The sequence below is a fragment of the Promicromonospora sp. NPDC023987 genome, assembly GCF_040639055.1.
GTDB lineage: Bacteria > Actinomycetota > Actinomycetes > Actinomycetales > Cellulomonadaceae > Promicromonospora.
The window spans coordinates 137,321-151,051 of record NZ_JBEZZF010000001.1 but is presented as its reverse complement, the minus strand read 5'-3'; the positions used below and the strand labels follow the sequence as shown (position 1 = coordinate 151,051).

Sequence of the window (13,731 nt, the reverse complement as noted above, 5' to 3'; positions counted from 1 at the left end):
GGCGTCCGGCCCACACGCTGTGCAGGACCGACGGCGCTCACATCGCAACTCGTCGGCGATGCGTGTCGGCCGTCACTCGGCTCCCGGCGCCTGACCGCACCGGGAGCCTCCATGTCACGATCTCAGGGCAGGCAGGGGTGAAAAGCGCGGGGAGGATTCATTGAGCCGTCCAGGCCCTCAGGCAAGGTTCTGGACCTTCCGCCCACGCCCCGACCGCTTCGGGACGATCTTGACCCGACCAGCGGCTTCGAGACGCCCGAAGAGCGTCTCGTTCGACGAGCCTGCGGGCAGGTCAAACTCTGTTCCTGCCCCTCCTCCGAGGTTATCGTACGGCTCGCCGAGCGAGGCAAGGACGTCTGCCAGGTCGATCGGGCTGGTGTGCCTCGCGTGTACGAGCTGGGGCAGGACGGCGTCGGCGGTCTTAGTGACGCGGGCGATGCGGCGGACGTCTTCTAGGGAGAGCCAGATCCGGTTGCTGGACGCGAACCGCCCCGCTGCCCTGAGAGCACTGGCGTCATCGTCGGGAAGGTAATTGCCGATGCTCTCGACGACGGCTCGACGCAACGCAAAAGGCGTCTCCTGGCTTTCCAGGAACTCGGCGACGAAGCCTTCCACGAGTGCCGGTTCCATGAACTCGGGCACGTTCTCGGAGATGGTGAACGCCTCTGAGACCGCTTGCCAGCCGCCTTGCGCGAAGTGGGCGAATGTCTCGACGTCGTCCGGTAGTACCTTTGCTTCCAGTGCCCGGGCCAGGAGCTGTTCTGGTCTGGGTGTCACCTCGGACAGGGTGATCCCGGAATCGATATCCATCTGGCTTACTAGCCGGACGCGTGCCTGTGCGGGGAGAAGGTCCGCGGCATTGAGCACGCAGACTGCCACGTACTCCCGGGCATCGGCCGTGACTTCCTCGATCTCCAGCAGCTCGACCGGTTCGACTCCGTCCGGCGCGAGCTCGGCCGCAAGATAGCTGTCGAACCCGTGAGCGTTCACGTATGCGTGCACGTTGTCGAGGGTGGGGACCATAAAACCCGCCTCGACGATGGCAGACCAAAGTGGTTGAGGCACGTCCCGGATGCTCTTGATGGCTATCGAAGGAGCGCTCGCCTTGATTACGTCGCGCAGTTGGTCTTCCGTCCACGACTGGCGCTGCTCGTTGAGGACGTCGATCAGCACCGTCGCCGCGCTAACGATGGGCTCCGTCGGCGCATCCGCCTGCATGGCGGTGAGGTAGTCCGAGACGCGTGCCTTGCACAACTCCCATACGGCTGGATCTTTACGCACCTCGTCAAGCGTGGGCACGTTGTCGATGCCGAGTGCGAGTTGCAGGTTCGACATGGTGATTTCGTACCTGTGTGCCGCCACGATGCGGTCGCGGAGCGGCTCACTGAGCTCGCCGAGGTCTGTGACGTGCAGGTCGACCGCCTCTAGGACCGCGAAGACTCGTTCTGTCTGCGGTGGGGGCTGCTGCTCGCGGACGGCTGTCAGGTCCGGGCAAGAAGCCTTAAGCAGGGCGCGTGTGGACTCGCCGATCTCAAAGGAATCGACCTGCCCCACGTTCAGCAGCGCCGTGGTGAGCAGCTCCAGCCGGGTCTCTTCGTCGGGAAGACCGGGGTGACTCGCGAGGTATTCAAGGACGTCTGGCCAGGGGTGCTCCGTCAGTTGCTGGACGAGAAGATCACGCGGGGCTTCGGGCTCGTTGAGGAAGGCATCCAGGAATGCTCGGACATCCTGGTTGTCGTGGGTGACGATATACGTAACGAGTCGCACCGCATCGGCAGGCCTTTCACGGAGCAGGTGGGACGCGACCTGGATGTTGAGCGCGCTCACGCTGCTGGTGAAGTCGGACGGGACCTGCTCGAGTAGGTTGCTGATCGCGTTCTTTGAGGTGAACTCGTAGTCGAGGTACATCTCGTTGGGTTGGACGCTGTGGTTGTAGAAGAAGGCGACGTCGACTCCGACGAAGTTGCCGTAGAAGATCGCCGAGTACTCAGCGTAGTTGCGCGTGAGGAAGCCCCGCCGTACCAGGTCACGTGCTAGCTCGGAGCCGAGTACGTCGGCGATGCGCTGATCGAACGGGATCTGCTCCTTCGGTGAACGCTCGTAGCGGGCTAGGGTGGCGAAATCCGCGCCCCTCAACATAGCGATATCTTCGTCATACTGGCGAAGTAGGCGTTCGAGTTCCGCGGCATCCGGATCGAGCCACTGCGCCGAGCCCATGACCTCCGGGAAAAGTCGGTTGATCTGCTCCGCGGTGAGCGTCACCTTCATATTGTTTGGCGGCTGATTGAGGGAGAACGACTTGATTTTGGCAATCTGCTCCCAGAAATCCACAGTGTTGACGTAATCGAACATGTAATTCTGGTTGTCGACCGTTACCGAGGTGTAGGTCCGGCCTGTCCGTGAGGGAAACAGGTCCCGGATGTCGCGGAGCCGAGTCGCGAGTTCCGCGGCAATGCGTTCCTTGCGCTCACGCTGCTCCTCGGTCCTCATGCGGTCGCGCCGTTGTTTCTGTAGGCCTTCGATCAGGGTCCTGACGTGGTCGCGGTGGTGCCGTTCGAGCTCGTCCAGCGTGCTCGTGCCCTGCGGGATGGCTTCAAAGTCGGCCAGGTGAAAGTTCTTGTAAGCCACGAGAGCGAACAGGTGGTCGGTCGTCATTCCCGGGGCGGGGTTGTCTGTCCAGAACAGGTGCTCGGCGAATACCGCGAACTCGTTGCAGATGTTGATCATCAGCCGCATGTCGGTCGTGTGCCGAGCGACCAGGTCGACGAGCGGGCGCGATACAACGTCCTCGCGGAGGTTGAGCGACTTGAGTACATTGACGAGGTGGTCGCGCGCGTTGCGGTGTGAAATAAACGGGACGATCGGGATGACCTGTTCGAAGAACTTGGTCCTATTCGCGCGCCGCACGGCGGCGGCGGCCACATCGAGCCGAGGCTTCGTGGCCGCCACGGCACCTGCTGCAGCTTCCTCGTCGTCCGCACCCTCATACTCGCGGTCAGGCTCCGCGCCGAGTTGTTCGAACAGGCTATCCTTGATGGCGTAGATGAACCGTACGGGCTGCTTCTTCCTCCTCCAGCGCGCCGAGGCGTTGATGAGCGTATTGAGCTCGCGCAGGGAGTCGAAGATCTGCGGATCATCAAAGCGGTCCAGGTCTTCGAAGATTACGTACTTGGGCTCGACTGCATCGAAGAACGCGACGATCTCATCGAGGAAGCTGTCGAAGTAGGTAGTGGGTCCTTCTCCGAGTGCAATTTTTGTGCCGGCGGTTGTGACTTCTGAGACGATCCGGTCTCCGACAAGCCAGCGTATTCCCCATACGGCGAGCAGGACGAGGACGAAGAACAGCAGGCCAAGCCACGCCTGGTAGGTCGTGCTGGCTGCGGCGCCTGGCCAGTTGCTCGCGGGGCGGACACCGAATAGCCACATCAAGCCGACGCCGATCACGCTCACGCCGAAGGCCTGGAAGAATGCTCGCCACCAGGTTAGTGGTTTGGGCCTGGCGAACCTGGAGCGACGGATCTGCCCTGGCTTGAGCCGGTAGACGAGCTGTTTGACCAGCTCCTTCTGGATTCGGTTCGTGAGGTCCTCATCGTCCTCGTCGGGACCGAGAGTGTTGATGCTGATGCGGACCGTTGATCCCTGGTGCTTCTTTTCAAACGCGTCCAGCACACTGGACTTGCCAGATCCGTAGCGACCGGTGAGGGCTATGTTCCGGTTTTTCGTCTCGCGGATCGCTTCCTCGAGGTGCCGCACGTAGATGTCGTGCTGGTTCCCGACATACTCGGGAGCAAGCGTGCGCAACTTGACGTGGCGCTCCGCCTTCCCCTGCTGCTCCGGATCGTTCTCGGCCACTCTGCCCCTCAACTAGGCGGTTCGTTCAACTCAGCCAGTATGGCCGCCGACACCGACATCGAGAGGCCGCCACGCACTTGGACGGACGGCGCCATCGTGAACCACGTCGGCCGACGGCCTACACCCGGAGAGAGGCCAAGCTCATCCCGAGGTGACGGCTCGTCTCACTGTCAGTGTTGAGCTTGATCGGATCAGTCGGGCGATGTCGAAAAGTGAGTTGCTCGCCTGCCGTTGGCCGCAGGAGCGGCTTGCCCACTCGATTGCCCGTCGTACCAAGCGATGGCGGCGGAGTGCTTCGCGGCCAGGTCCAGGCTCGTGTGCGCTTGCCGCAGCAGATCGGCGACTCGCCGCAGGTGGGCCGCCGCAGTCAGCGCCTTGACGCCACCTACGGCGGCAGAGCCGTTGTGGTCGTGGGCCAGGTGCAGGTTCTCGCGGTGTGCGGAGGCGACCTGGACCACGACCTGACCCATCCGGCGGGCTGTGGCTGCCAGGTCGGACACCACCCAGTACGTGTCGCAGGGGTCGGTGAAGCTGCGGGTCGCGAAGACCAGGTTACGCATGGCCTCTGCGGCATCTTCCGCGGTGTGCTGCGGCTGGGTGATGGTCAGCATGACCGGCTCCTGGGTGTCGGCGTGAACGTGACACTGACAGGTGTCCACCCAGCACCGCGATCAGCACCTACCGTCGTCGCTCGGTTGCCCTTGACTGCTCGCTGGGAAGCAGTAGCACCTCGGTCCGCAGCCCGGTCACGCGCTGCCGGAGTCGCACTGGCCGGGTGACGCTGCGCTGGTTCAGGTCGAGCATCTCGGCGCAGGCGTCGAAGTCCAGTGCGTACAGCCGCGCGAGAGCGGGGACCCGGGTCGTGATCCGCAGGGTGACCAGTGGGTTGGCGTGAAGGATCGCGGTGATCACGGTTCGTCGCATCGCCCGGACTGTGTCCGGGGAGGTCCCGGGCACCTTGGCATGGTTGACCAGCTCGACAAGGCCCTGGGCCCGGTCGGTGATACTGGCTCCGATGACCGCTGACCCACCCTCAAGCACATACGTCGCGCGGCGCGGATGAGGCCGCTGCGGCCGTACCGGGACTGCGGTCTGCACGATCCGTGTGTACAAGGCGGCTACCAGCATGCTGTAGACGACACCGAGGACGATCGCCGTCGGCCACTCGGCTGAGTAGACGAAAGTGGCCACGATCAGCAGCAGTGCTGCAAGTACTAGGGGCCATGTGGCCGAGATGATGGTCTGCAGTATCGGACGCTGAAGCCGCCTGGCTTGGTCAGGCGTGCAGTGATCGGTCAGGCCCTCGAGCGACGACGGAGCAGGCAGAACTACCCTCGCCGACGGAATCATGAGCCAAGTCTCCAAGCCGCGCCGAAGACCGGCGACCCCAGCCTGCCAGCAGTTACATGCCTGGACCGGCCCCGGGGCCACGCGGTCGGGGTGGCCCGTCAGGGTCTGGCGGACGACGGTCGGCGCGGAGCTCAGCAATACGCTCCCGGGCCGTGTCGGGGTCGACGATGTACGCCTCCTGGGGCAGGTCCGTTGGCACGAGCGGAATCGGGGCGTCGAGGTCGACCTCGTAGGCCTCGCGCGGTGATTCGAGAGTGTCCGCGGTGAGGCCCATCTCCCGCGCGAAGGTGACGATGGCATCCATGCCCACGGCCAGATCATGTTCCAGCCCGGCGTCGGACGGGCGGACGGTCAGCTCTGCGGGTGACCAGATGGTCCGCTGGATGGTGGGCTGGCCGAGCATCTGCTCGGGGTACTCCTGGTAGTACGCGTTGAGATGCGTCTGGAGCCCGTCACGTTCGTAGGTCGAGGACCGCAGGAAGGTGTGCGGGTGGTGCGGGGCTCCGAGGTGGCGGCGCAGGACCAGCAGGTCGACGCAGCGGTCGTTACCTGGATCGGTGCGCAGGGCGCCGGCGGGCAGGCGCACCGCGCCGGCGAGCTCGCCCAGGTGCGCGATGTACTGACGGAACTGAGGGTCGGGGTCGTCGAGGAGTTCCTGAGAGACCAAGGCCACCGCGAACCCACCAGGCTCGGTGGCCTCGAGCATCGAGACCACGCCGACAGTCTGGACCAGTCGACGCTGGTCCGTGATGCCCGGGCGGTGCAGCGCGACATCGACGTAGGGTGCGACGCTGAGGACGACGTCGTGCTCGTCGTGGAAGGTGTCCTCGTCCATGGCCCGCAGGACGGTCCCGTGGTGCGGCCAGGTCGTGGACAGGTCGCGCCCGGAGGGGATCTGCCCGGTGAAACCGCTCGCCTGCCCCGGCTCAAGACGCCGTTCGGAAGGTGGCAATCCTGCCAGCACCTCCGGGTACGGTCCGAGCGCCAGGAACCGGCCTTCGGAGATACCCAGAGCGCGCAGCGTCTTCCAGACCTGGAGCGCGATCAGATCGTGGGCGGCGGTCGCGTCCGCGCCGACGTGATCATGCATCGCCGCGATGTCCGCACGAGCGGCGGCCTTGGCGTGCTCGTCATCGCCGTACGCGTCGTCGAGGAACTGCTCGGCGCCGTCGTCGAACATCATGACCTCCCCGAACCGGTCCGAAGCGATGTCGTGCTGCCGGGCACCGGGCGGCGAGTCTCCGATCGGACCTGGTCCTCGACCGCGCGGCGGGCAGCGATGTCCTGCGCGACCCAAGCCTCGAAGTCCGCGGCTCGGTCCGAGAAGGCGCGAGGGCGGACAGCCTCGGAATCCCAGGTCGCCTGGGAACCAAACCCGGTTTCGCCAGGCCACAACGTGACCGGCGTCGGCCGGTCCTCGGTCAGCCCGGTACCGCTGTGGGAGACCCAGTCGGCCAGCCGAACCTGCGCCTCGACCAGCTCGCGATGCCACGTGATCGGCGCAGACGCAGAAGACTTCGGGTCGAAGGCGGACAGCCACGCGGTGTGCAGGGCGGACAGCTCCCATCGCAGCTCGGCGTGCCGGTGCCACAGCGGCGGGATCACGGTGACGCTGAGGCCGTAGTCGCGACGCAGCCAGGTCACCCAGGCGTCCAGGTCCCGCCAGTACAGGCTCGCTTCCAGCGCGGACAGGAGGTTCAGGTTCATCGGCTTCAGCGGCAGGCTCGGCACAGGCGACCGTCCCGGACGGTACGCGGGTGCACTGCCAATGCCCGCTGGCAACGCGAGGGGATCCACGTCGTCGGCGAGGCCATTGTCCTGGTCAGATCCGGTGCCCTCGTCGGGGCTGTCGAAGTCCTCGTCCAGGGCCTCGACATCGCTGGGCAGCGCGAACGCGCTGTTCAGGAACTCATCGAGCATCGCCTCGTCTACCGCTCCGATTCTGCTGGAGGTGTCCGGGTCGTGGTCCTGGCTGTCGTCCGGTGTCGTGGTGCGGTTCTCGTCCATCGTGGCTGGGTCCCTTCACGCGGTCCTGGTCGTGGGCACGATGCGGCCGGCGACGATCGCCTGGTTCTGCCCGGCCAGCTGAGCCGCGCCCGTACCCTCGCTGGTCGAGCGGCTGCTCGTGCCTCGACGTGCTGTGCGGCGGGCGCGGGTGACGCGGTAGGTGGTGCGGGCAGCGTCGTGCCCGATGCGGCGGGCGACGAACCAGGTCCCGTCGGCGGTGGTCCTCACACGGCCGGAAGCGACGAACCGGTCACCTACCCGGAACTGGCTGGTCATTCGGTCGGCGGCCGTGCCGAACACGACCAGATCGCACGACACCGTTGGGAGGTCCGCGAACTGGCCGTCGTCCAGTCGAACCGGGACGGGGTCGGCCTGTACCCGCACCCGGACGAACGACCGGCCGTTCCGGGTGTGCTGCAGGACGGGGTCGGCAGTCAGACGACCTTCCAAGCTGACGGACGTCGGGATCGACGAAGAAGGTGTGGCGGGGGATGTCATGGAGGGCTCCCTGTCGGTCAAACCCCACCGGTGCGACGGGGCGCTGAATGACAGGTGCACCGCTGGTCCCGACGGGCCTCACCTCGCACCGACCGCGTTCCCCGTCAGGGCATTGAGCCAGACTCCTGACGCGGGATGGTTCCGCCGTCGACGCAACCATCGAGGCTCACCCGAGACGCGACCAGCTCTCGCCGTTCGGGTCGTTTCAGAGCCGTAGCGGTGCGAGCCGAGGCTGGTCGCGCCGAGGCCCCGGCTCTGCCGTCAGGCGGCGCCGATTCTGTTCCTCGACGATGTCCCGGACCTGCTCCGTAGTCAGCGTCAGGTTCGACACCACGCCACCTGGCCCGTGAGTGTCCTCAACGTGCCGCTGGTAACGGCCCAGGTCGACGGCCAGATCGTTGAGTTCCCCGCGCAGACGCGTCATCGATCGGCTGCTCGCGCGATCCGGCCTGTCGGCTACCAGACGCAGCATCTCTGCGACCATCCGCCACTCGGACCCCACGACCCGGGTGACCTCGCCGCCCGTGGGCACATGACGGGCGCAGTCCGCCAGATGACGAGCGACCAGGTACTGGTCCACGGGGCTGGTGGGCAATGTGCCGTCCTGAAACTGATTGGGCAGCGCGGACAGCAGGACGTCGGACTCGACCTCCCATTCGGCGCGCAGCCGGGGCTCGTTCTCCGGGTCCGAACCTCCGTCGATGTTCCACCAGTCGTGTGCTTCCCGGTCCCGGGACCACCCCTGGCCCATCTGCTCGATCAACTGGTCGGCCGTGCGACTGAACCGATCGGCCCGCTGCCCCGGAGTCATCGCGGTGACCTCGGCAGGTCGTGCCGCCAACGTGGCCTGAAAGGCGAGCCACGCGTACATACCGCGTCGCCCGCCAACCACAGCTGACGCATCCAGCACAGGCCGGTAGCCGTCCAGATGGGCACGCACCTTGTCCCACTGCTCAAGGATGGGGGTACGCAGCTCAGCGACGGTGTGCAGGCGGCTGTCGGCAACCACGAGCTGGGCTAGGACCTCGCTCCACTGGGGTGTGTTGGTTTCGTGCCATTCCTCCAGCAGGCGCAGGGCACGGACCGCGTTCTCCGTCGCCTCTTCGTGCTCGGCGTAGTCCGTGTCAGCCCAGTCGCTCAGGTGCCAGAACGTTGCCAGGTCCGTGGCGATGTTCTGGCTCACGGCCGCGGCCTGCGCGAAGGCGTTCTCCACTAGCACCTCAGGCGTCAGCATCTTCGGCGTGCTCATCGGTCACCGCACCTCCTTCACTGGCAGTGACGTCGACGTCCTTGGCCCCGGCGTCGTCCGCGTTGCCACCTACGGCGGCTTCGAAGGCGTCTCGGCCCGCTACGAGCTGGGCAGCGTCGGCCCGTTTGGTCCAGGGGCGCAGGGTGGCGATGATCGGTGGTGCAGAGCGCAGCAGGACCAAGTCGGTGCCGAACGGCAGGGTCCGGATCGCCTCAGGTGGCAGCACAGGGACGCGGCGCAAGGACCGCTGGATGCTCCGGTCGCCGTTCGCGCCGATGGTGATCGAGTCGGTGACCTCGTCCTTCTCGCCGATCAGGGTGGACAGGTCACGCAGGTCGGTGGAGGCGGAGATCCCGCCCAGGACGATCTTCACGATCGCGGAGTCCCACATCGCTGCCGCAGTCTCCGGACCCCACTGATCACGGGCCTGCGCCAGGGACTGGAACACGGGGACGGTGGTCAGGCCGGTGCCTCCGCCGTCGGCCATCAGGAACCGCAGCGACGGCAGAGCGGCAATGTTCCCGATCTCGTCCAGGGCCAGCAGCAGCGGCGGGTCCAGGCGCTGCCGCGGCGAGACGGCGGCCAGCCGGCGGGCGGTCTCGGTGATGTCCTCGATCAAGGCGGCGATCAGCGCGCCGGATGCCGACGCTCCGGCCCCGGTAGCCAGCAAGTAGAGGGTGCCGCGTTCGCGCAGGAAAGCCTCGGGGTCCAAGACTTCGTCCGGGCCAGGGCTGACAGCGTCCAGCACGTCGGGGTCGGCCAGGCAGGACAGGGCCTGGGCGACGCCAGTCCAGAGGTTGTCCCGGGTGCGGGGGTCGCCGTTGAGCATCCCGTCCAATCCCTCGCCCCACCCGTGCGCGGCACCAGGGTGAGCGCGCAGGATCGCCACGGCGTCCGCCGCGGCGGCCGGCGAGAGGGACCAGACGTACAGGTCTTTCGGAGCGCGACCTGCCAGGGCCGCGGCATGCAGCAGGGCCTGGAGGGCACCACGGGTGGTGTTCTCCCAGAAGCCACCGTTGTCCACACCCTTACCACCGAGCCCGGTCTCCTTGGCGAGCCCGGCGGCACGCACCATCGCTCGGCGTGGGGTCTCGCACCCGCGGATCGGCGACCACCGCACCCCGGCCGGGAGATGCCCGGCCAGACGCTGCGGGTCGAACACCATCACCGGCCCGACCTGCGACCGGGCGGCCATCGTCACCGCGAGCGTGTCCGGCCGGGTCGCGGTCGTGACGACAGCACCCGGTGCGTCCAGGACCGCACTGATGACCAGATGCAGGCCCTTGCCGGACCGCGGCGGACCGAGCACCAGCATGGAGTCCTCCACCGACGCCCACAGCTCCTGCCCGTGCGCCGAGCCCAGCAGGTAGCCGACGTCGGACGGCTCGGCCTTGGTTACCGACGGACGCAGCGTCCTTGACCGCTTCAGCAGGGCACGCCGGGAAGCCGTACGCGCCAGGTCACGCTTGGTCGCCAAGCCCTGCTGACCTGAGTGCACCGACGGTGTGCGCAAGCTGGCCGCCGTACGCCACACGACCCAGGCCAGCGCCCCGCACCCACCGAGCAGGACAGCGACGGCCAGCCAGTACACGAACGGGTTCAGGCCGGCGGCGCCGACAACCTGGCCGGGATCGGTCGGGTCGGTCAGGACGCGCAGCCCCGTGGCAGGACCGCCGTCGGGCATCGGGTGACCGGTCACGAGGGCGGCCAGGTTCGCGGCGAACCGCAGTGCTGCCGACAACGTCAGCAGCGCGACCAGGGCGCCGAGGGCCAGGTTGGTCAGTTCGTCGCCCATCGGGCGACCCGCGGCGGGCGTCATGCCGCCCCCAGCCCGTGCGTCCGGCCGCTGTGTGCGGGTCGTCGTGGCGGTTCTGGTGGGTCGGCCGGGAACGGCAGGTCGGGTTCTTTGAGGTGCTCGGGCACGACGATGCCCTTGAGTACTCGCCCGCGTGTCTTGGCGATGACCCACAGCGGGGTGTCGCGGTCGACCACGAGCTGCTGCAGGATCCACGGGACGTCGGCGCGGCCGAGTCCCAGCCCGCCGGCACCGCCGGGCGGTGGTGCCCAGGGCCGGCCGTCGAGCGTGACGGTGACGTGGCCGTCGTGGTCGATGTCGAGGACGACGTCGGCGCGGTCCTCGTCGCGCAGCCGCGCGCTCATCGGGCGACTCCATCCGTCGTCGGCGCGGTGCGTGTGCCGACGGCCACCCGCTGGCCCGGCTCGCCGACACGATCACCGGGCGGGGCGGTCGTGTCGGCGACGCCGGCGGCGAGCTCGCTGGCCTGCCGGGCCTGTTCGTTGTGCTCGGGTAGACCGTGCGCACGGTCGATGCTCGGCAGGGCGCCGTCGGTCACCGTCTGGGTGTCGAGCTGGTCCAGAATCGTCAGCGCCGCGGAGCGGACGCGGGCGGCTGTCTGCTGGACGGTGGTCACCGGGTCCTGGCCCTGGACGCGCGACGCCCATGTGGAGACGTACGGGATCGTGTAGTCCGTGGTGTCCATACCGTGCGCGTCGGCGACCATGAGAGCCACCGACTCCGCCTCCACCTCGGCGACGCCACGGTGGACGACGGCATCCGCGTTTTCACGGTCGTGGAGCAGCACATGGCCGGCCTCGTGCAGGAGCGTTTTTGCCCGGGCTGCCGGCTCCATGTCGGCGCGCACGTGGACGGTCTTCTTGATCCAGTGGGTCATGCCGTTGGCGCCGTCCAGGTAAGCGGCGTCGGGAGCATCCAGGACACGGAATCCCTTGGCCTGGATGATCTCGACGACTCCGTCCCACAGCCCGCCCGGTGCCTGGCCGCGCAGGAGCTGCGGGGCCGGCGGCAACGGGATGTCCTTGCCCGAGGTCATCGAAAGCGGCCACACGTAGGTGGGTCGGACGCCGACCATCCGGGACCGGACAACCTCACCGGGCGCGGGCTTCTCGTCACGTTCGAGGCGATGCCAGGAGATGGGGTCGTCGTCGCGGCCAGCCATCCGCGCCGTGACGGGCGCGAAGATCTGGTACCCGGCCTGGCCCTTGTCGACGTGGCGCCCCAGGGCGTGCCACTGCTTGAAGCCGGCCACGAACGACGGAAACGGATCCGGGACGCGGCCCTCGGCGTGCGCGATGGAGTGCTGGACCCAGATCAACAGCGTGTTGTTGAACGAGCGGCTACGGAACCGGGCCGCGAACTGGATCGCCCGACGCCAGTCGTCACCGGTGACGAGCTGCTCGACGGCGCCGGTCAGCTTCTCGTGCAGCGCGTCGACTTTGGCCTTGCGGTCGGCGATCTTCTGTTCGAGGGTGCGGTTGTCCTTGCGCATCTCTGCCTCCCAGACGTGTCTGGAAGGCAGGGGCACGCACACGCCCGCGGACCGAGCCGCAGGCCGCGGCTACTCCAGGGCTGGCGGCGTCCAGCGGTTGCAGGTGTGGGCAGGAGGCTGGGCTGGTCCTGGGGATACGGATCCGGGGCCGCGTTCTCGGTCGCAGTCCGGGCTGGCTGGGGCGTTGTGCGCCACGCCATCCGTGTGTCGGTCCGTGCTGGTGGGCGTCGTGGTGTACGGGACGAGCGGACCGCCGCGCCTTAGGGGTGCCGTCCAGGTAGGGTGGCACGGGTGTATCCCAGTCGGGCCGGTCGTCGACGTCGTGCAACGCCAGCCGACCGCACCCGCAGTGCAACGTGGTCAAGACGCATGCGTCGGTGGCGGCATCGGGGACCGGGGAGGCGAGCAGGTCGAGCTCGTTGACCAGGTCCATCGCTGTCGCTCGCCGTTCACAGCGGTGGGTCGTGCGGAGGCGACGGGCGCTGCGACCGTGCCGAGGCGTCGTGTTGTGCCTCGCTTCGAGCACTATGGCGCAGCATGCGGGTGACGTCGTCGGCGTTCGCGACCAAGACCGCCTGCCCGCGGGCGACCAGTCCGTTCGACGCGGCTGAGGTCGCGCTGGTGACCGGACCTGGGACCGCGCCCAGGGGACGACCCAGTGCGAGAGCTTCCTCGCATGCGTCGGGGATGTCGGAGCGGTCACGAGCCTCGATCGCGACGACGCCCCCGGACAGCGCTGCGGTGATCCGGTGCCGAGCTCGCGCACCGGTATTGGACGCCAGGATCCCGGGAGGTGTCTCGGTGAGCAGGACACCCCCGTTGTCCCGGATGCGGTGGAAGAGGTCCATGTTCGACGGCGGAAACGGGGTCTCCAGGCTGCCGGCCATGACGATGATCGTGGCTCCTCCGGCGACGAACGCTCCGCGGTGTGCTTCGGTGTCGATGCCGTGCGCGCCTCCGGAGACCACCTGAAGCCCGCGGTCGGACAGTTTGCCTGCCAGCTGCTGAGCTACGACCAGGCCGTACTCGGTCGCGGCCTGACGACCCACGATGGCGACCCGGTCGGTGTAGGGCGCTGCCAGCAGGTCAGTGGAGCCCTCGGCCCACAACGCCACGGGAGCCCAGTGACCCAGATCGTCCAGCCCGGTCGGCCACTGCGGATCAGACGGGATCAGCACTCGGGCGTCGGGCTCGCACGCGGCGGAGAACGCGTCGGCGACGCCGAGCTGGGTCACGCGTTCCCTGATCGTGGTGCGCCAGTAGTCCACTTCCCAGAGCTCGTGCATATCGACGCGCTCGCTCCCCAGGGCGAGCCGTAGAGCCTCGATCGGGCCGCGGGCAGAGACCCAGGCGCCCGTCACGGCAGCGGGGCCGGGCGGGCTGATGACGGTCAGCAGCGCGCGAGCGGTGCGCTCGTCGACCGTGTCGACGTCCAGGTCAAACGGGCTCACAGTCAGCTCCTGTCGG

Annotated in this window: 11 protein-coding genes; all 11 read right to left on the bottom strand. The window is 67.5% G+C overall.

Annotation, left to right across the window (positions count from 1 at the left end; genetic code table 11):
- Window positions 1-177 precede the first annotated feature (177 nt).
- The 11 genes from AB0F40_RS00710 to AB0F40_RS00660 all read right to left on the bottom strand — a co-directional run bounded on the left by AB0F40_RS00710 (window position 178) and on the right by AB0F40_RS00660 (window position 13,715).
- On the bottom strand, window positions 178-3,852 hold the full coding sequence (locus tag AB0F40_RS00710; protein WP_357462575.1) for a hypothetical protein: 3,675 nt from the start codon (window positions 3,850-3,852) through the stop codon (window positions 178-180).
- A gap of 191 nt (window positions 3,853-4,043) precedes the next feature.
- A complete protein-coding gene (locus tag AB0F40_RS00705; protein ID WP_357462572.1) occupies window positions 4,044-4,463 on the bottom strand; it encodes a hypothetical protein in 420 nt (139 codons plus the stop codon).
- A gap of 67 nt (window positions 4,464-4,530) precedes the next feature.
- Window positions 4,531-5,202, bottom strand: coding sequence for a hypothetical protein (locus AB0F40_RS00700; RefSeq protein ID WP_357462568.1), 672 nt, complete (start codon window positions 5,200-5,202; stop codon window positions 4,531-4,533).
- A 52-nt stretch (window positions 5,203-5,254) separates the two neighbouring features.
- Complete coding sequence (locus AB0F40_RS00695; protein ID WP_357462565.1) at window positions 5,255-6,382, bottom strand: hypothetical protein; 1,128 nt, start codon at window positions 6,380-6,382, stop codon at window positions 5,255-5,257.
- Window positions 6,382-7,209: a hypothetical protein gene (locus AB0F40_RS00690; protein ID WP_357462562.1), complete on the bottom strand. Its 828-nt coding sequence runs from the start codon at window positions 7,207-7,209 to the stop codon at window positions 6,382-6,384. The genes AB0F40_RS00695 and AB0F40_RS00690 overlap by 1 nt, the downstream gene beginning before the upstream one ends.
- Before the next feature lie 15 nt (window positions 7,210-7,224).
- Window positions 7,225-7,707, bottom strand: a complete 483-nt coding sequence (locus AB0F40_RS00685; protein WP_357462559.1) for a single-stranded DNA-binding protein — start codon at window positions 7,705-7,707, stop codon at window positions 7,225-7,227.
- 205 nt (window positions 7,708-7,912) lie between these two features.
- A complete protein-coding gene (locus AB0F40_RS00680; protein WP_357462556.1) occupies window positions 7,913-8,956 on the bottom strand; it encodes a hypothetical protein in 1,044 nt (347 codons plus the stop codon).
- Window positions 8,928-10,751: a TraM recognition domain-containing protein gene (locus AB0F40_RS00675; RefSeq protein ID WP_357462553.1), complete on the bottom strand. Its 1,824-nt coding sequence runs from the start codon at window positions 10,749-10,751 to the stop codon at window positions 8,928-8,930. Before AB0F40_RS00675 ends, AB0F40_RS00680 begins: the two co-directional genes overlap by 29 nt.
- A 20-nt stretch (window positions 10,752-10,771) precedes the next feature.
- A complete protein-coding gene (locus tag AB0F40_RS00670) occupies window positions 10,772-11,116 on the bottom strand; it encodes a hypothetical protein (protein WP_357462551.1) in 345 nt (114 codons plus the stop codon).
- Window positions 11,113-12,264, bottom strand: a complete 1,152-nt coding sequence (locus AB0F40_RS00665) for an ArdC-like ssDNA-binding domain-containing protein (RefSeq protein WP_357462548.1) — start codon at window positions 12,262-12,264, stop codon at window positions 11,113-11,115. The genes AB0F40_RS00670 and AB0F40_RS00665 overlap by 4 nt, the downstream gene beginning before the upstream one ends.
- A gap of 449 nt (window positions 12,265-12,713) precedes the next feature.
- Entirely contained in the window at window positions 12,714-13,715 is a 1,002-nt protein-coding gene (locus AB0F40_RS00660) for a DNA-processing protein DprA (protein WP_357462545.1), read from the bottom strand.
- Window positions 13,716-13,731 lie beyond the last annotated feature (16 nt).